This window comes from Desulfonatronum sp. SC1, assembly GCF_003046795.1.
GTDB lineage: Bacteria > Desulfobacterota > Desulfovibrionia > Desulfovibrionales > Desulfonatronaceae > Desulfonatronum.
Genome location: NZ_PZKN01000016.1, coordinates 46,593 through 65,095, shown reverse-complemented (window position 1 = coordinate 65,095; position 18,503 = coordinate 46,593). Strand labels below are relative to the sequence as shown.

Here is an 18,503-nt window from a genome sequence, read left to right as displayed (position 1 = left end):
CATTGTGAAGCGTTATTGAGTGGTGTTATGAACATAAACAAAAATGCCGCCCGTCTTCCGGGCGGCATTTTTGTTTTTTAAGATGTTATTCAGCCGATCGCGCTCCGTGCCCGGACATCATCGGGCAGTTTCCCATCCGGCCTTTCTTGCCGGACATCTTGCCGCGGTCCGACATACCGTGACCTCTGCCGCCCGTGCCGCCCTGCATCAGGTGCCCGGTTTCCTCGAAAACCTTGCGCCGCAGATCGTTCCTGAGCTTCATGGCTTCGCCCTTCAGGGTGATGATTTCGGCAGTCACGGTGTCAATCTGGGCCTGCTGGAACTCCGGGGCGGCCAGGAGCACGTCCAGTTCGGCCTGCTTGGCACGCAGGTGCAGGTTGTGCTGCATCATGTGCTTGCGGTGCTCCGCGAACAGCGCGACCATTGCTTCCTGTTGCTCCTCGGAGAGGTTGCCGAGCACCGGATGTCCGGCGCCGTGCTGACGCTGTTGCACCTCAGCCCCTGGCTTGCCGGGTTGACCGGGACCGTGCTGGTGTTGCGCCAGAACGGGTACGGAGATCAGGGCAAACACAAGAAGTATCGCACTGGTGGAAAGAAAACGTCGCATAAATTGCCTCCTGCTTCAGGTGGTTATGGTGAATGAATGCTTATCATACTACAAAGGGCATGCCAAAAAATAAAAATCAACAATATCAAAGCTAAGATGTAGATACCATCTAACCTCACCATGGATATGCAAAAAACTGCACAAACATGATTGCACAAGCATGCAAAAAACTGCACAAGCATCAGAGAAATTCGCGCTGGCCGTGACGACCGCGGATAATGTCACGGAGAGAAAAGACCGCGCCCGTTTGGTCGTCGCGTGGACGACGCAAAACGGGCGCGGTCTCGGGTTCGTTACCGGAAAGGTCCGTCAGGAAGGCCTCCCGGTAGTCTCTTTGGAGAGGCCTATTTGGAAACGCTTACTGCATCAACCGACGCAACTGGTCTACCACTTCCTGGAGCTTGTCCACGGCGTCGCGCAAGCCCTGGTTGAAGTCCGGAAGCTGAAGCAGCGGCCTCCGCGCATCCTCTTCTTCCGCGGTCTCCACCACCGGAGCCACGGGCGGAAGGTCGCCCACCAGGGCGCTGATGGAGGCGTCCAGGGTCTGGTGCATGACCACCTGCCGGGAGTCGGCCAGGATGATCCGCCGCAGCTCCGGAAAATCAATGGTTTCCGGGCGCAGGAAGACCGGTTCGGCGTAGAGGATGGAATCCCCGATGGGGATGACCAGAAGAATGCCCCGGAAGACCTCGGAGCCGACCTGGCCCCACAAGGTGAACTGCTCGGATATGACGGCGTCGTTGTCGATGCGCGCCTCCACCTGGCTGGGACCGTCCACGTGGCGGCCGGTGGGGAAGCGGAACAGGATCATGTCGCCGTAATTCTCCCCGTCGCTGCGCGCGGCCATCCAGCCCACCAGATTGTGCCGGTTGATGGGCGTGAAGGGCTGGATGAGCAGGAATTCTTCCTTCTCTTCGCCGGGCAGCCGGGCCACGATGTAGTAGGGCCGCAGGATTTCCGTCTGGCCGAAGGAATGCTGCATGGGCACGGACCACTGATCTTCCTTGTTGTAGAAGACCACCGGATCTTCCATGTGGTACTGAAGCAGCATCTGGGTCTGAACCGTGAACATATCCTGGGGATAGCGGACATGGGCCCGGAGATACTCCGGCATCTCCTCCTGGGGCTTGAACAACTCGGGGAACATGGCCTGGTAGGTGCGGATCAACGGATCGCTCTCGTCAAAGACATAATAGGTGAGAGTCCCGTGATAGGCGTCCACCACGGCCTTGACGCTGTTGCGGATGTAGTTGAACCGCCGCTCCCAGGGAGTGGAATAGGGATAGCGGCTGGTGGTGGTGTAGGCGTCCTGGATCCAGAACAACCGGCCGTCGGCCACCACGGAATAGGCTTCCCGGTCGCGCAGCAGGAACGGGGTCACGGTGGTGAAGCGCTCCTGAACTGTGCGCCGGTACTGGATCCGGCTTTCCGGCGTGACCTCTCCGGAAATCAGGATGTTCACGTCCTTGAACTGCCAGGCGTACATCAGGCGGCGGAAGAAGGAGCCGAGCTGGACCCCGCCGTCGCCCTCGTAGTGGGTGTACACCGGGCCATCCGGGCCAGGGAAATTGAACTCCTGCATCCGGCTGTTCACGATCACATAATCCAGGCTCTTCAGGCCGTAGTAGAGTTCCGGGCGGTCCAGGGGAATCTCCCCGGAGGGCGGGAGGTCACGGATGAAAAAGTCCGGACGGCCGCCGGACTGGACCTCGGTCACCGGGCTCATGGCCACGCCATAGCCGTGGGTGAACTGGAGGTGCCGGTTGACCCAGCGCTGGGCCTCGGTGGGCAGTTTTTCCGCCGAAAGCTCGCGGGTGGCCAGCATGACCTGGCGCAGCTCATCGTTTACCATGTAGCGATCGGTATGCACGGCCAGGAAGTCGTAGTACAGGCGGAAGAACTGGATCTGGTTGTAGCTCTGCATCAGCGGACCTTCATCCCAGAGCCGGATGTTCTGGATGGTGCCCTGGTTGGCCTCCACCGTGGCATGGTCCACCTCGCCCAGGGCCGGATGGCTCATGGACCGCAGACCCTCCAGACCAAAGGCCTGACGGGTGTGGCTGATGTTGTTGGCCAGGTAGGAAGTTTCCCGCGCCAGCTCGCTGGGCTCCACGACCAAGCGCTGGATCAGCCCGGGAACCAGGCTGCCCAGGACGATATTCAGGCCGAACCACGCGCCCACGGACCAGACGGCCAATTCCTTGCGCCCGGTCTTGGCCGCGGCCAGGAGCGCCCCCGCGGCGACCAAGGCCACCACGGCCATGAACGCCCTGGAGGGCATGTTGAAAAGATTGTCCGTATAGCCCACGCCGTAGACCGCGCCCATGGTCGAATAGAGCAGGTCGTACCTGGAGAGCCAATGGCCCGCGGCGATAAGCACGAAAAGGAACGCGCCCAGGACGGCCAAATGCGAGAGAATCGGACCCCGGAAGGCGAAGGCCTCGCCGCGCAGGATGCTGTTCAGGTAATAGAAGGCCGCGACGATGATCGCCACGAGCACGGTCAGGCCCACCAGCCATGACCGGAAAAACTCCAGGGCCGGCAAGGCGAAGATGTAAAAGGAATAGTCGTTGTTGAAGATCGGATCGGTCTCGCCGAAAGGCACCTGGTGCAGGTAGCGCAGGACGACGTTCCACTCACCAGCCGGTCCGGAGGCCAACAAAAAAGCCCCCAGGGCCACCACGCCTCCGGAGAGCCAGACCAGCACGCTCCGGGCGGAGTCGTAGATCCCAGGGGGGAGTTTGTGACCGGCCCTTGGAAACATCCGTCCGGTAGTCCGCACCACCGCGACCAGGTTGGGAACGGCCAGGGCCAGAAAGACGAGAACCGCGCCCAGGTACAGCCATATTTTGGTGGTCACGACCTTCCAAAGCACGCCTTGGTGATCCAGGGAACTGTACCACAGCCAGTCAGTGTAAAATCCCTGGGCCCAGTTCAGTCCGGACCACAGGATGATCAACGCCAAACCAAGCAGACCCAACCGCAGGAAGCGATGAAACTTGGAAAAATCCATCTCCTCGACCTTGAACTGCGGAAACGGATCCCGCGGGTCGTATGGGCCTTGGGGACCGGGGCCAAAAGAAAACAGCATCAAGACAACCTCCTTGACGGGGGGTGAAAACAGGGGCCAAAATCACGAAAAAAAGCCACAAGGCTTGGAACGCGAATCCGCATGGCGCAAACATTCTTATCCCTTCTTGTGAACAAAAGGTCAACCGTCGGAATGATGTATGAAAAAAAGACTCGTTGCATTTTCGAGCGTCTCAAGCGAAAAGGACGTAGCGGATCGCCGAATCGCAATTTGCCCACATCAAACCACTTCTTCACCCCATGAGCACAGCAACCACTCCCGGACCGCCCCATCTTGGCGACCTTCGTTCCGAAGACGCCTTTCTGGAGCTGATCGACAGCTTTTTCCCCAACTCCCACCACAGACTGCCGCTGGGCCGGGGGGACGACTGCGCCGTGATCAACTGCAAGGAATCCCTCTGCGTATCCTCGGATCTTTTCCTGCAAGACGTCCATTTCCGGATGGCCTACTTCGCGCCGGAGGATATCGGCTACAAGGCCCTGGCCGTGAACATCAGCGACATCGCTGCCATGGGGGCCAAGCCGCTGGGGTTCGTCCTGAACCTGATGGCCCCCGGACACCTGGAACGTGGATTCTGGGAAGCCTTTTTTCGCGGCATGGCCGAGCTGGCCGCGGAACATGACTTGTATCTGGCTGGGGGGGATCTGTCCGTGGCGCCGTATCTGGGCGTGGTCGTGACCATCTGGGGGGAACGCCTTGAGGGCGGCAGGTTGCTGCGCCGGGTTCAGGCTCGGCCCGGAGACGTGCTTTTCCTGGTGGGCGAAATAGGCTTGGCCAGGCTGGGCTTGACCCTTCTCGAAGGCGGCGTGAATCCAAAGACGTCTAAGAACGACTCGACTCCGGCGGATTACCCCATCGCGGTCCAGGCTCATTTGCGACCCTTCATGCAGGTCTCGACGGCCACGGCGTTGAGCAGGACACCCGAGGTACGCGGTATGATGGACGTTTCCGACGGGCTGGCCCGGGACCTGCCGCGCTTCCTGGGGCCGGAACTAGGGTGCGCCCTGAGTCTGCCGCTGGAAACACTGCACCCGGAATTGCGGCTGTTTGCCCGGAAAAGCGGAATGGACGCGGCCGAATGGGCCGTATTGGGCGGAGAGGACTATGCGCTCCTAGGCGTAGTCGCAGCACGGGATTGGGACATGCTGCGAGAAAAAAATCCCGCCGTGCGGCGTTTGGGAGACGTAACAAAGAAGCCAGGAATCCACCTGAATGAAAAACAATTGCGATCTCAAGGCTTTGACCATTTCTCACGCTAACCGATATTAGACCGTTTCCCGCTGAATCGCCTCTTTATAAAGGTGTACTTTCCCAAAACGATCAATTAAACATTTCTAGTTTGTCTTTCATGCCCCAAACTGGAGGTTTTTTTCATGAAAAAACAGCTTGTTGCCTTTATCGCGACCCTGGCTCTGCTCTGCGTTACCGGGGCCGCTTCCGCCGGACAGCCCATCAAGATCGGCGCGTTCTTCGCCCTCTCCGGACCGGCGGCGTTCATCGGAACCCCCACCAAGCTGGTGGCGGAAATGGCGGTGGATCAGATCAACCAGGCCGGAGGGATCAACGGCCGACCCCTGGAACTGGTCATCGCGGATACGGAGAGCGATCCCCAGAAGGCCCTGCTGGCCGCCCGCCGACTGGTGGAGCGGGAGCGGGTCACGGCCCTGGTCGGACCGACCCGCACGGACACCGGCATGGCGGTCAAGGCCTATCTGCATCAGCGTCAAATGCCCACAGTGATGACCGTGGGCGGGGATCCGGTGATCATGGGCGGACGTTTCGGGGACTTCGACTGGATATTCAAAAGCCCGCAACGCTCCTCCGTGGCCGTGAGCCGGGTTTATGAGTATTTGCAAAGCCAGGGCGTGACCAAGGTCGGCCTGCTCACGGCCAGCGACGGCTTCGGTCGGGACGGGCTGACCTGGTTGACCAGTCTGGCCGAGGAATTCGGGATCACCATCACGGCCGACGAGCAGTTCGCCCCCACGGATACGGACATGACCACCCAACTGGTCAAAATCCGGGCCACGAATCCGGAATTCATCATCTGCTGGACCATCGGCCCGGCCGCGGCCCTGGTCAGTAAGAACGTCCAGCAACTTGGGCTGACCATCCCCCTGATGCACTGCCACGGAATTCCGGACCCCAAGTATCTTGAGCTTGCCGGTGACGCCGCCGAGGGCACCTACATGCCGTCCACCAAGCTGATGGCCGCCGACCAGCTTCCGGACGACGATCCGCAGAAGGCCGTGGTCAACGAGTTTATCCGGCTTTATCGCGACGTTTACGATTTCGAACGCCAGTATCCCCTGAACACCCATTCCGGCTACGCCTGGGACGCGCTCATGCTCATCGCCAACGCCCTGCGCGAGGTCGGCCCGGACAATCCCGCGGCCATCCGGGACGCCATCCGCCAAACCTCCGGCTTTGTCGGAGTCAGCGGCATCTTCACCTTGTCCGAGGAAGACCACAACGGACTGGACACCGACTCCCTGATCATCGTCAAGGTGGATCAGGGCCGCTGGGTGATGCAGTAAGACCGGTTCTCCCGGCCTCGGCTGTTCGGAGAGGTTGTCTCCTCTCCGGCCTATTCACTGACTTTCCTTATCTTAACCCGCGCCTGATCGCCATAAAGAACGGTGATCAGGCTTTTGCATCAGGAGACCGCTTGTGACGTCAACCTCCATTGCCGACGGCATTGTTTCGGAACCAACGACGGTTCCCGATGACCTTCCCCAACCCGTTCTGCCGCCCAACGCCGAAGTCGTTCTGAACAAGCGCTATCTGCGCAAGGGAGGCCAGGGGGAAATTCTGGAAACGCCCCAGGAACTCTATTGGCGCGTGGCCTGGGCCATTGCCGAGGAAGAGGCCAAATACCCGGCTTCTTCGTATTCCGTGGACGAGTTGGCCCGCCGGTTCTACGAGCTGATGACCACGTACCGTTTCCTGCCCAACTCGCCGACCCTGATGAACGCGGGCACGGACCTCGGACAACTAGCCGCCTGTTTCGTGCTCCCAGTGGGCGACTCCATGGAGGAGATTTTCGACGCCATCAAGTACGCGGCCCTGATCCACAAATCCGGCGGCGGCACGGGCTTTTCCTTTTCCCGTCTGCGACCTCAAAAGAGCCGGGTCGGCTCCACCGGCGGCATAGCCTCCGGGCCGATTTCCTTTCTGCGGATCTTCAACACGGCCACGGAGCAGGTCAAACAGGGCGGCACCCGGCGCGGGGCGAACATGGGCATCCTCCGTGTGGACCACCCGGATATCCTGGATTTCATCCGGGCCAAGGAACGGGACGGGGATCTGAACAACTTCAATCTTTCCATCGGTTTGACCGAAGTGTTCATGCAGGCCGTGGAAAAGGACGAGGAATACGACCTCGTCGCGCCGCACACCATACAGGTCAAGGCCCGGCTCAACGCCCGCGAGGTGTTCGGACTGCTGGTTCAAAAAGCCTGGGAAAGCGGCGACCCCGGCATCATCTTTCTGGACCGCATCAACCGCGACAACCCCACGCCCAAGCAGGGCGAAATCGAGAGTACGAATCCCTGCGGGGAGCAACCTCTGCTCCCCTACGAGGCCTGCAACCTTGGATCCATCAATCTTTCCAGGTATATCCAGAACTCCGGCAAGGATGACATCCTTTGGGACGACCTGAAGAGGGATATTCATCTTTGCGTCCGTTTCCTGGACAACGTCATCGACGCCTCGCGCTATCCACTGGAGAAAATCACCGAAACCGTCCGGAATAACCGCAAGATCGGGCTGGGAGTGATGGGTTGGGCCGATTTACTGTTCCGGCTGTATATTCCCTACAACAGCCAGGAAGCCTTGAACCTGGCTGAAAAGATCATGCACTTCGTCCAGTTCGAGGCCCAGAGCGCTTCCAAGAAATTGGCCGAGGAACGCGGCCCTTTCCCCGCCTTCGCGGAGTCAACCTTCGCCGAACACAATCAGGGGCCGTTTCGTAACGCCACCACCACGACCATCGCGCCCACGGGCACCCTGTCCATCCTGGCAGGCTGCTCCTCCGGGGTGGAGCCGCTCTTCGCCTTGAGCTTCGTCCGCCAGGTCATGGACGGGGAACGGCTGCTGGAGGCCAATCCCTGGTTCGAGCAGGCCCTGCATGAGGCCCAGTGCTACAGTCCCAAGCTGATGGAGGAGGTGGCGGCCAAGGGCACCATCCATCACATCGACTACCTTCCGGAGGATGTCCGCAAGGTGTTCGTCACGGCCCACGACATCGAGCCTATCTGGCACCTGAAGATGCAGGCGGCCTTCCAGAAGTTCACGGACAATGCCGTGTCCAAGACAGTGAACCTGCCCCACTCGGCCACCCAGGACGATATCTGGAAGATATACTGGATGGCCTATGAAATGGGCTGCAAGGGCGTCACGGTCTATCGGGACGGCTGCAAGAGCACCCAGGTGCTCTGCACCGGCGACGGCGGAAAGCCCAAGGACCCGGAAAAATCCCAGCGCGTGGTTCGGAATCGGCCGGACGTGGTCTACGGTTTCACCCAGAAGGTCAAGACCGGCTACGGCTTCCTGTATCTTACAGTGAACGAGGTGGACGGACGGCCCTTCGAGGTCTTCGCCACCATCGGCAAGTCCGGGAGGTCGATCACGGCCAAGGCCGAGGCCATCGGCCGCCTGGTTTCCCTGGCCCTGCGCTCCGGGGTGGGGGTGGAGGACATCGTCAGTCAGCTCAAGGGCATCGGCGGCGAGCATCCGGTCTTCCAGAAAAAGGACATGCTGCTGTCTATCCCGGACGCCGTGTCCTGGATACTGGAGAGCCGCTATCTTCAGGGTCGCAAAGCGGAGATGAGCAATTCACTGGTCAAACCGGAATGCCCGGACTGCGGCAAGGAGCTGATCTTCCAGGAAGGCTGCTTCGTCTGCCAGGAATGCGGCTACACCAAGTGCGGATAACCCCGCGAAAGTGATGATCAGCCTGCGCCACGTTTCTTACAGCTTCGGGACCCAGTGGGCCCTGAAGAACATCTCCCTGGAGGTTCGCAAGGGCGATTTCCTGTTCCTGGTGGGGCCCAGCGGCGCGGGCAAGACCACCCTGCTCCGCCTGCTCCACGGCGCGATACCGCTGAAGCGGGGTCAGGCGACCGTGGCAGGGTTCGATCTCCATGCCCTCAAGGCACGGCATATTCACCTCTTGCGCCGGGAGGTAAGCGTGGTCTTTCAGGACTTCAAGATTCTGCCGGAACGTACTGTGTTCGCCAACGTGGCCCTGGCTCTGGAAGTACGCAACATGCCCCGCACACATACAGAGAGAAGGGTCCGAGCTGTCCTCCGAGGCCTGGACCTGGAAGCCAAGGCCAACGTCCTCTGCGCTCAACTGTCCGGCGGCGAGCAACAGCGGGTGGCCATCGCCCGGGCCGTGGTGGTGGGACCGCAACTGCTCCTGGCCGACGAGCCCACCGGCAACCTGGACCGGGAGTTGGCCATGCGCCTGATGAGCATTTTCCTCCAGTTTCACGCCCACGGCACGACCATCGTCCTGGCCACCCACAATCAGGAAATCCTGGCCTGTGTGCCGGACGCCAAGATTCTGCACCTTGAGGACGGGGCCGTGAACTGGACCAACTGGGACATGGACGTTCCGACATGACCGTCCGGAGTGAACGTTGATGTTCCGTATCGTGCTCAAGCTGATGCTCCAGGGAGTGACGGATATCCGTCGTCATCCCTGGATCCAGGTGCTCACTCTGGCCGCCGTAACTTTGGTCGCCTTTCTGGGCGGGTTGTTCCTACTCGTGCTGCATAATCTGGATCTGGAGTTGCAACGCGCCGGTGGGGATATCCAGTTTCAGATCTACTGGCAGCCGGAGGCAGAACAGGAACTGGTCCGGACCCAGTGGGACGCCTTGCGGGAGCTGGAGCACCTCGCGGAAATCAAGACCTTTTCCGGAGACCAGGCCCTGGAACTGCTCATGCAGCGACTCGGCGGGACCGGGGACTTCGTCTGGCTGCAAGGCCATAATCCTCTTCCAGCCACGGCTCTGCTGACCTTCTCGGTCCGGGACGACGACCAGCAAACCTGGGCCAAGGCCACCTATCTGCACCTGGAAACCCTGGAAGGGGTGGAGAAGGTCAGCTTCAATCCTCTGCAATTGGACCTGGCCCGAGGCTGGGCCCGATTCAGCAATCAGGTGATCTGGCCGCTAATCCTCTTCCTTGGGGTGGTTCTGGCCCTGGTTGTAGGTAACACCATCAAGCTCTCCCAACTGCACCGCCGAAACGAAGTTGAAATTCTCCGTTTGGTAGGAGCGGCCCGGTGGTACATCCAGTTACCCATGCTTGTTTCCGGGGCGGTGCTCGGCCTGCTGGGCGGCATTCTGGCCCTGCTGATGCTCAAAGGCGTTCAGCTCAGCCTGCGAGACCTGCTGCACTTTCCACCCCTTTGGCTGCGTCTGGACTACCTGCCCTCCTCCCAGACCCTGACCTTTCTGACCGTTCTCGTGGTCATGGGCTTCTTGAGCAGCTGGGTGGCGTTGCGGGAGAAATGATGACCGAGAATAATCCCCAGTGACCGATCTTATCAACGTAAGTTTTGCCGTATCAAACCCGCTTAAGGAGTTCCTATGCGCAGTGAAATCATGACCAAAGGCCTGGAAAAAGCCCCCCACCGCTCCCTTTTGCACGCCCTGGGCATGACCAGGGATGAAATGCGTCGACCCCTGATCGGCGTGGTCAACTCGGCCAACGAGGTGGTTCCAGGCCACATCCACCTGCACACCATCTCCCAAGCGGTCAAGGACGGCATCCGGTCAGCCGGGGGCACCCCCATGGAGTTTCCGGTGATCGGGATCTGCGACGGGCTGGCCATGAATCATCCGGGTATGCATTACAGCCTGCCCAGCCGGGAGATCATCGCGGACTCCATCGAGGCCATGGCCATGGGCCATCCCTTCGACGCCCTGGTCTGCATCCCCAACTGCGACAAGGTGGTTCCGGCCATGCTCATGGCCATGCTCCGGTTGAACATCCCATCCATCCTGGTCAGCGGGGGGCCCATGCTGGCCGGAGCGTGGCAGGGCAAGGCCGTGGACCTGATCTCCGTCTTCGAAGGCGTGGGCAAGGTGCGCAAGGGTCAGATGACCCAGGAAGAACTGGATGAGTTGGAAACCTGCGCCTGTCCCGGCTGCGGCTCCTGCTCGGGGATGTTCACGGCCAATTCCATGAACTGTCTGTCCGAGGCCATCGGCCTGGCCCTGCCCGGCAACGGGACCATCCCGGCGGTGACCGCGGCTCGTATCCGGCTGGCCAAGCAGGCCGGGGCCCAGGTCATGAAGCTGCTGGAAAAGAACATCCGGCCTCGGGACATCGTCACCCCGGCGGCGGTGCGCAACGCCGTGACCGCGGACATGGCCCTGGGCTGCTCCACCAATACCGTGCTCCACCTGCCGGCCATTTTCGCCGAGGCGGACCTGGATCTTAATCTGGGCATTTTCGATGAACTGAGCCGCTCCACGCCGAACCTGTGCCGGCTTTCCCCGGCGGGCAGCGACCACATCGAGGACCTGCACCGGGCCGGAGGCATCCAGGCGGTGTTGGCCGAACTGGCCAAGGCCGAACTGTTGGATCTCTCGGTCCAGACCGTCACCGGCGCCAGTCTCGGAGACAATCTGCGGGCCTTGAAGGCCGCGGTGCTGGACGATCAAGTCATTCGCCCGATCACCGCGCCCTACAGCCCCGAAGGCGGCATCGCCATTCTCAAGGGATCCCTGGCCCCGGATGGCGCAGTGGTCAAGCAGTCCGCCGTGGCCCCGGAGATGCTGGTCCGCAACTCCACGGCCCGGGTCTTCGAGGGCGAGGAAGAAGCCGTGGCGGCCATTCTCGAAGGGCGGATCAACCCCGGCGACGCGCTGATCATCCGCAATGAGGGCCCTAAAGGCGGCCCCGGAATGCGCGAAATGCTCACCCCCACATCGGCCATCGCCGGGATGGGCCTGGACAAGGACGTGGCCCTGATCACCGATGGCCGGTTCAGCGGCGGCACCCGGGGCGCGGCCATCGGCCATGTTTCCCCAGAGGCCGTGGAAGGCGGCCCTATCGGGCTGGTTCAGGAAGGCGACCGCATCGAAATCGACATCCCCGGCAGAAAACTGAACCTGCTGGTGGACGACCGGGAACTGGCATCGCGGCGCGCGGCATGGAAGCCGCTGCAGCGAGAGATCACCTCCCCCTTCCTGCGCCGCTACGCCCGCTTGGCGGCTTCCGCGGCCAAGGGCGCGGTGTTTGCCAGATAAACCGCATCGTTCTTCCCGCGCTTGGAAAATAGGTTGACAATTTGTTTTACGGATAATCCTCCCCCGTAGGGGCACGGCGCGCCGTGCCCCTACGGGGGAGGATTTTTCCGATCGCGAAAATGAAAAAATCGAGCTCTCAAGGTTAACCTTGAGAGCTCGATTTTTTCGCGGTGCCACGCAATCAAAAACTATTTTATCGGACTGGATGCAAGAGACGATGCTGAGCTGATCATTGCTCATCCTCCGTGCCGTTGTCCAGCAACGCCTTCTCGTCAGCGTCGACGCGGTCGAAGCCAACCACCAGGGTGTCCGGATCCATGCGCACCAGGGTCACGCCCTGGGCGTCGCGGCCTACGCGGCTGATTCCGGCCACGTTCATCCGGATGATCTTTCCTGCGCTGGTCAGGATCAGCAAATCGTCTTCGGATTCGACCAGCACTGATCCGATTACGTGTCCTGTTTTGGGCGTCACGCGCATGTTGATCACCCCTTTTCCGCCGCGGGATTGGCTGCGGTAGTTCTCCAGCAGAGTGCGCTTGCCAAAGCCGTTGGCCGAAACGGTCAGCACTTCCTGGCGCTGATCGTCGTCCGTGACAACGCAGGACACCACCTGATCACCGTAGTTTAAATCCATACCCTTGACCCCTGCCGTGGCCCGACCAGTGGAACGAATATCCGAGCAGGAAAAGCGGATGGATTTCCCGTCCCGGCTGATCAGGACTACTTCCGCCGTGGAGGAAATCTCCCGCACGGTGATCAGTTCGTCTTCCGGATGGAGATTGACCGCCTTCAGGCCGCTTTGGCGGCAGTTGACGTAAAGTTGAGCCTGAGAGCGCTTCACGACGCCCCGCTTGGTGGCGAACAAAAAGTTCTTGTCCGTGGCGAAATCCTTGATCGTCATGGCCGTGGCGATGAATTCGTCCTTGTCCAGGGGCAGCAGGTTGGAGGCGTGAATACCCCGGGCCGTGCGTGAACCCTCGGGGATGTTGTAAGCCTTGATCTTGTACATCCGGCCCTTGTTGGTGAACAGCAGGATAAAGTTGTGGTTCGTGGTGGTGAACATCTGGGAAATGATGTCCTCGGAAATAGTGGAGGCCCCGTAGATGCCGCGGCCGCCGCGCTTCTGCTGCTGATAGGTATCCATGGGCGTACGTTTGATGTAGCCGCGTTGGGACAGGGTGATCACCACTTCCGTGTCGCCCACCAAATCTTCCATGTTGATGCTGCTTGCGTCTTCCTCCACTATCACCGATCGTCGCGGCGTGGCGTATAATTTTTTGATTTCCACCAGCTCTTCGCGGATAACCTGGATTAAAACCTCCACGTTCCGCAGAATGCTCAGCAAATAATCGATCCGCTTAAGCAGTTCCTGGTACTCGGCCAAAAGTTTGTCACGCTCCAGATTCGTCAGGCGCTGTAAACGCATGTCCAGGATGGCTTGGCTCTGAAGGTCCGTAAAGGCGAAGCGGGATATCAATTTCTGTTTGGCCTCCGCGGGCGTCTTGGAGGACTTGATCAGCTCGATGACCTCGTCGATGTTCTCCAGGGCTATCTTCAGCCCTTCCAAAATGTGCGCCCGCTGTTCGGCTTTGTTCAGGTCAAAGCGGGTCCGATTCAGGACCACTTCCTTGCGATGTTCGATGAACAGTTCCAAAACGTCTTTCAACTTCAGAAGCTGGGGCCTGTTATGAACCACCGCCAGGGTATTGATGTGGTACCATGATTCCAAAGGAGTAAATTTATACAAAGAATTGATAACCACTTCCGGAATGGCATTTCTCTTCAGATCCATGACTATCCGAATCCCGTTGCGATCGGATTCGTCGCGCAGATCGCTTATCCCCTCCACCTTTTTTTCATGGACTATCTGTGCGATCTTCTCCACGAGGCTGGCCTTGTTCAGGGCATAGGGGATTTCGGTGATGACAATGGACTCAGCCTGCTTGGAGCGCTCCTCGATCTCGACCTTGCCCCGCACCTTGATGGAGCCCTTGCCGGTCTTGTAGGCGTCGATGATCCCATGCCGACCGTAGATGAATCCGCTGGTCGGAAAGTCCGGACCCTTGATGCATTCCAGCAGATCCGCCACCTCGGCTTCGGGCTTGCTGAGCAACAACAGCAGACCGTCAATCAACTCGCCGAGATTGTGCGGCGGAATGTTCGTAGCCATGCCCACCGCGATCCCGGACGAACCGTTGAGCAGTAGATTGGGTACCTTGGTGGGTAGGACTTCCGGCTCCTGCAAGGTGTTGTCGTAGTTGGGCCGGAAGGGAACGGTTTCCTTGTCGATGTCCTGTAAAAATTCCGACGTCAGCCTGGCCATGCGCACTTCCGTGTACCGCATGGCCGCCGGAGCGTCTCCGTCCAGGGACCCGAAATTGCCCTGCCCATCCACCAGGGGTTCGCGCATTGAAAAATCCTGGGCCATGCGGACCATGGCGTCGTACACCGCGCTGTCGCCGTGGGGGTGATACTTACCTATCACGTCGCCGACGATGCGAGCCGATTTCTTGTACGCCCGGTTGTAGGTGTTCCCCAGGTCGTGCATGGCGAACAGAATTCGCCGATGCACCGGCTTGAGCCCGTCCCGGACATCGGGAATGGCCCGGCCGATGATCACGCTCAGGGCGTACTCCAAATAGGAGCGCTGCATTTCCTCTTCGATGAATATGTTGTTCTTCACTATGGCTCCGAAAAAATAATCGGCTGATCATTAATCAACCGTTCTGAACGAATGGCCTGATAAATAGCCAAAAAAACTAGATGTCGAGTTGGTCCACGAACAGGGCGTTCTTTTCGATGAAAATCCGTCGCTGCTCCACATTGTCGCCCATTAGTCGGGAGAAAATCTGATCCGCCTCGACGGCGTCCTCCACCTTGACCTGGAGCAGAGTCCGGGCCTCGGGATTCATGGTCGTGGACCAGAGCTGCTCGGGGTTCATTTCCCCCAGGCCCTTATACCGCTGAATATTGAACACTTTCTGGGTCTCGGCCAACAAAAAGGCGTACAGTTCGAGCAGATCCATCTCCGCTACCTTGTCCTCCCCTTTGAACACCTTAAAAAACAGCGTTCCGTGCTCCTCCACTATCTTGCTGATCTGGTCGAAGGATTTAACATAGCCTTTGGACTTGAAAAACTCGCTTTTAAGTTTGACATAATAGCCGTTTTCATGGGTGAAACGCATGAAGGCGATGGTTTCAATCTCCGACGTTTCGTGGATCACGTCCACGAAATAGCCGTGCAGCTTCATGTATTCCTGAAAGGCCGGTAAATTGATATCCCGCAAATCTTCATCCAGACGCAGCCGGTAGGACACCAGGCGAAAAAAGAGCTCCGCGGTCAATCCCAGGCTGCGCGAATCCGCGGCAAAGGCCTGGATGCGTTTCACGGTCTTGAGCAGGGATAGCATCTTGCTGTTTTCGATACGCTGATCCTCCTCGCCCTGTAAGACAAATTGGTTCGCGGTCTTTTCCAAAAGGAAGGTGTCCATTCCATCCGCGTCGTGGATGTACTTCTCGAAATTGGCCTTGTGGATACGAAACAAGGGTGGCTGTCCGATATAGACATGCCCCTGATCGATCAGGGAGCGGAATTTGCGGAAAAAAAAGGTCAGCAGCAAGGTACGAATATGTGAGCCATCCACGTCCGCGTCGGTCATGATGATCACCTTGTGGTAGCGCAGGCGGCTCAAATCCACGTCTTCTTCCCCGGTGCCCACGCCCATGGCGGTGATCAGGGCCTGAATTTCCTTGTTAGACAAAATCTTGTCCATCCGTGTTTTTTCCACGTTCAATATCTTGCCGCGCAAGGGCAAAATAGCCTGAAACTTCGGATTGCGGCCCTGTTTAGCCGAGCCGCCGGCGCTATCGCCCTCAACGATGAACAGTTCACTCTCTGCGGGATTTTTAGTCTGACAGTCCGCCAGTTTTCCGGGCAGGGAAAAACCGGCCAGGGGTCCTTTGCGGACCAGTTCTTTGGCCTTGCGTGCGGCCTCCCGAGCCCGGGCCGTGTCAACGATTTTCTCGATGATCGCCTTGGCGTCCTTGGGATTTTCCTCAAGATAACGATTCAACGTTTCGTAGACCGAGGAGGAAACGATCCCGGCAACCTCGCTGTTGCCCAGCTTGGTCTTGGTCTGGCCCTCGAACTGGGGATCGGGATGCTTCAGACTGATCACCGCGGTCAGCCCCTCGCGTACGTCGTCCCCGGATATCTTAACCTTGCTTTTTTTGGCCGCTTCCGAGTTGGAAGCATAGTTGTTGATGGCCCTTGTCAGGGCGGACTTGAAGCCCGCCAAATGAGAACCGCCTTCATGGGTGCAGATATTGTTCACGAAGGTGTAAACGATTTCCTTGTAATTGGTGTTGTACTGCAGGGCGAATTCCGTGATCACGCCGCTGGCTTCGCTGGTCCCGGAAATGATCTGCCCGATGGTCTGTTCGTTGGCGTTGAGGTCCGCTATAAAGGAGACTATACCGCCTTCATGCTTGAAGGTGCTAACCTCGTTATTCAGGTCGTCTATGAATTCGATTTCAATTTTGCTGTTCAGATAAGCCAGTTCGTCGAACCGCTTTTTAAGGGTGTTCGGATTAAATTCCACGGTTTCGAAAATATCTTCGTCCGGATGAAAGCGGATGATTGTCCCGGTGTTCTGAGACGTGCCGATTTCCTTTAGTTGCGTGACCGGAACGCCTCGCTCGTAGCGCTGAAAATATTTTTTCCCGTCGCGCTTAATTATCACTTCCAGGGAGGAGGACAGGGCGTTGACCACGGAGACGCCCACGCCATGCAGGCCGCCTGAAACCTTATAAGTGTCCTTGTCGAACTTGCCGCCAGCGTGCAGTACGGTCATGACCACTTCCACAGCCGGCTTTTTCTCCTTGGGATGGATGTCCACCGGAATGCCTCGACCGTCGTCGCTGACCGTGATGCTGTTGTCCAGATGGAGCTGCACCTGAATCTTGGAGCAATACCCGGCCATGGATTCGTCGATACTGTTGTCCACGACTTCATAAACCAGATGGTGCAACCCCTGGGCGCTGGTGCTTCCGATGTACATGGACGGACGTTTCCGGACTGCGGAAAGGCCCTCCAGTACCGTTATGTTGCTGGCGGTATATTTTTTTTCATGTTCCATTGCGGAAAAATCCTTCTGTTGCTTTCTTTCCTGGCGAGCAGGTCATGATTAAGTCTGATCGCTATGCTTCCGTGTCAGTATCCGTGTATATCACTTCGTCGGATATCTGCATCGGCATGATCAAAACTTTGTAATCCGGATCATTGACGTCTTCGATAAAGCACGGTCCATCCGAACTGGTAAAGTGAAAATGGATTTGGTCCGAATCGAAGTGAGAGAGAATTCCTATCAGATCACGTGTTGGAAAGGCGATCTTCTTCAAATTGCCCTGAAATACGACATCAAGAAATTCCTTAGCTTCGCCTTTTTCCTCGGATTGCACATCCATCTGCACCATGCCCTCACTGAACTCAAAAAAAGTGCACATACTGTTATCCGTATTGAAGATCAGAATCCGGTCCAAGGCGTCCACTAAACCCCGTCTATCCACGTCCATCCCGCTGGGATACGACGAGGCGTGTTTGGCCAGCAACTGATTGTAGTCCGGGTAGTCGTACAAGGAAAGAGGAAGACTGATGTTCTCCTTGAAATCCCAGGAACGGCAATATAATCTGTTATTCTGGATATTCAGTTCAATTTTCTTCAGGGGAATCATGCGCTTCAGTTCGAGGAGATACTTCTTGCTTATCAAAATGCCCTGTTCCGGCAACAGGTTTTGCAGTCCTTCGTGCTCCAGTTTGCACAGGGCTAGCTGATGGCCGTTCAGACCACAAAAGTCGACTTTTTGATCCTTGGCAGCGTACTTCAGGAGCATGCAGTTGAAGGCCTGCAACGTGTCGTCGTCGCTGACGGAGTAGGAAACCTTGTCGATGATCGTCGAGAGAGTCTCCCCGGACAAGGAGATGGCGTTCTCCTCAGGAAACACGGAGAGGGGTTGAAACCAGTAGTTCTCATTGATGGGTAGGACATATTTGCGCTTGTTTTGCTTGACCACCAAATTATTGGCTTTTTCATCCACGAGAAATTGCAGCTCTCCGGGGTGCAGTTTACGGATCAAATCGTACAGATGGCGCCCATTGACGCCCACGAGCCCGTCTTCTTTGACCTCTGGGGAAAAGACACCGAAAAACTCAATATTTGAATCCGTGGCCATGATCCGCAATTGGTCGTTTTCCACTTTGAGCCACGTTGAACGGAGGTACACGGCTCCTGTCTTCACGCTGGTGATCTGGGCAGCTTGTTGGAGTGCGGGGAGAATTTCTTCTCTCTGTATAAGAAATTTCATATGAATACTCCTCTTGTTATGAGCATTGTCACTTTGTTGATATTTGATATATTTGTATGATTTTTAAGAAGAAAAAAAAGTTGCTTCAAGGGTGCGGAACAAGATGGCCTTTGTTCTTTATTAGGTGAGGCTCATGGTTGGAGGTATCTTCTGTTCGTAAAAAACAGAGTTA

General features: G+C 58.0%; 11 protein-coding genes. 6 read left to right on the top strand and 5 right to left on the bottom strand.

Annotated elements, in window-relative coordinates:
- Nucleotides 1–85: 85 nt before the first annotated feature.
- The gene (locus C6366_RS10250; protein WP_107737642.1) at nucleotides 86–607 is read right to left on the bottom strand and encodes a Spy/CpxP family protein refolding chaperone; all 522 of its coding nucleotides are present in this window, start codon (nucleotides 605–607) and stop codon (nucleotides 86–88) included.
- 358 nt (nucleotides 608–965) lie between these two features.
- Nucleotides 966–3,698, bottom strand: a complete 2,733-nt coding sequence (locus C6366_RS10245; RefSeq protein ID WP_107737640.1) for a UPF0182 family protein — start codon at nucleotides 3,696–3,698, stop codon at nucleotides 966–968.
- 239 nt (nucleotides 3,699–3,937) lie between these two features.
- Between C6366_RS10245 and thiL the strand changes: the two genes are divergently transcribed.
- From thiL to ilvD, 6 genes are all read left to right on the top strand, one after another.
- Nucleotides 3,938–4,957: a thiamine-phosphate kinase gene (gene thiL, locus C6366_RS10240; RefSeq protein ID WP_107737638.1), complete on the top strand. Its 1,020-nt coding sequence runs from the start codon at nucleotides 3,938–3,940 to the stop codon at nucleotides 4,955–4,957.
- A 114-nt stretch (nucleotides 4,958–5,071) separates the two neighbouring features.
- Nucleotides 5,072–6,235, top strand: a complete 1,164-nt coding sequence (locus tag C6366_RS10235; RefSeq protein WP_107737636.1) for an ABC transporter substrate-binding protein — start codon at nucleotides 5,072–5,074, stop codon at nucleotides 6,233–6,235.
- A gap of 133 nt (nucleotides 6,236–6,368) precedes the next feature.
- On the top strand, nucleotides 6,369–8,633 hold the full coding sequence (locus C6366_RS10230; RefSeq protein WP_233248457.1) for a vitamin B12-dependent ribonucleotide reductase: 2,265 nt from the start codon (nucleotides 6,369–6,371) through the stop codon (nucleotides 8,631–8,633).
- Between the two features lie 13 nt (nucleotides 8,634–8,646).
- Complete coding sequence (gene ftsE / locus C6366_RS10225) at nucleotides 8,647–9,327, top strand: cell division ATP-binding protein FtsE (protein WP_107737695.1); 681 nt, start codon at nucleotides 8,647–8,649, stop codon at nucleotides 9,325–9,327.
- A 19-nt stretch (nucleotides 9,328–9,346) separates the two neighbouring features.
- A complete protein-coding gene (locus tag C6366_RS10220; RefSeq protein ID WP_107737634.1) occupies nucleotides 9,347–10,225 on the top strand; it encodes an ABC transporter permease in 879 nt (292 codons plus the stop codon).
- A 75-nt stretch (nucleotides 10,226–10,300) separates the two neighbouring features.
- Nucleotides 10,301–11,968, top strand: coding sequence for a dihydroxy-acid dehydratase (ilvD, locus tag C6366_RS10215; RefSeq protein WP_107737633.1), 1,668 nt, complete (start codon nucleotides 10,301–10,303; stop codon nucleotides 11,966–11,968).
- 229 nt (nucleotides 11,969–12,197) lie between these two features.
- Here the strand turns inward: ilvD and gyrA are convergent, their stop codons facing one another.
- The 3 genes from gyrA to dnaN all read right to left on the bottom strand — a co-directional run bounded on the left by gyrA (nucleotide 12,198) and on the right by dnaN (nucleotide 18,331).
- Nucleotides 12,198–14,651, bottom strand: coding sequence for a DNA gyrase subunit A (gene gyrA, locus C6366_RS10210; RefSeq protein ID WP_107737631.1), 2,454 nt, complete (start codon nucleotides 14,649–14,651; stop codon nucleotides 12,198–12,200).
- Nucleotides 14,652–14,727: 76 nt separating this feature from the next.
- The gene (gyrB, locus tag C6366_RS10205; RefSeq protein WP_107737630.1) at nucleotides 14,728–17,106 is read right to left on the bottom strand and encodes a DNA topoisomerase (ATP-hydrolyzing) subunit B; all 2,379 of its coding nucleotides are present in this window, start codon (nucleotides 17,104–17,106) and stop codon (nucleotides 14,728–14,730) included.
- A gap of 61 nt (nucleotides 17,107–17,167) precedes the next feature.
- Complete coding sequence (gene dnaN, locus C6366_RS10200) at nucleotides 17,168–18,331, bottom strand: DNA polymerase III subunit beta (protein WP_107737628.1); 1,164 nt, start codon at nucleotides 18,329–18,331, stop codon at nucleotides 17,168–17,170.
- Nucleotides 18,332–18,503 lie beyond the last annotated feature (172 nt).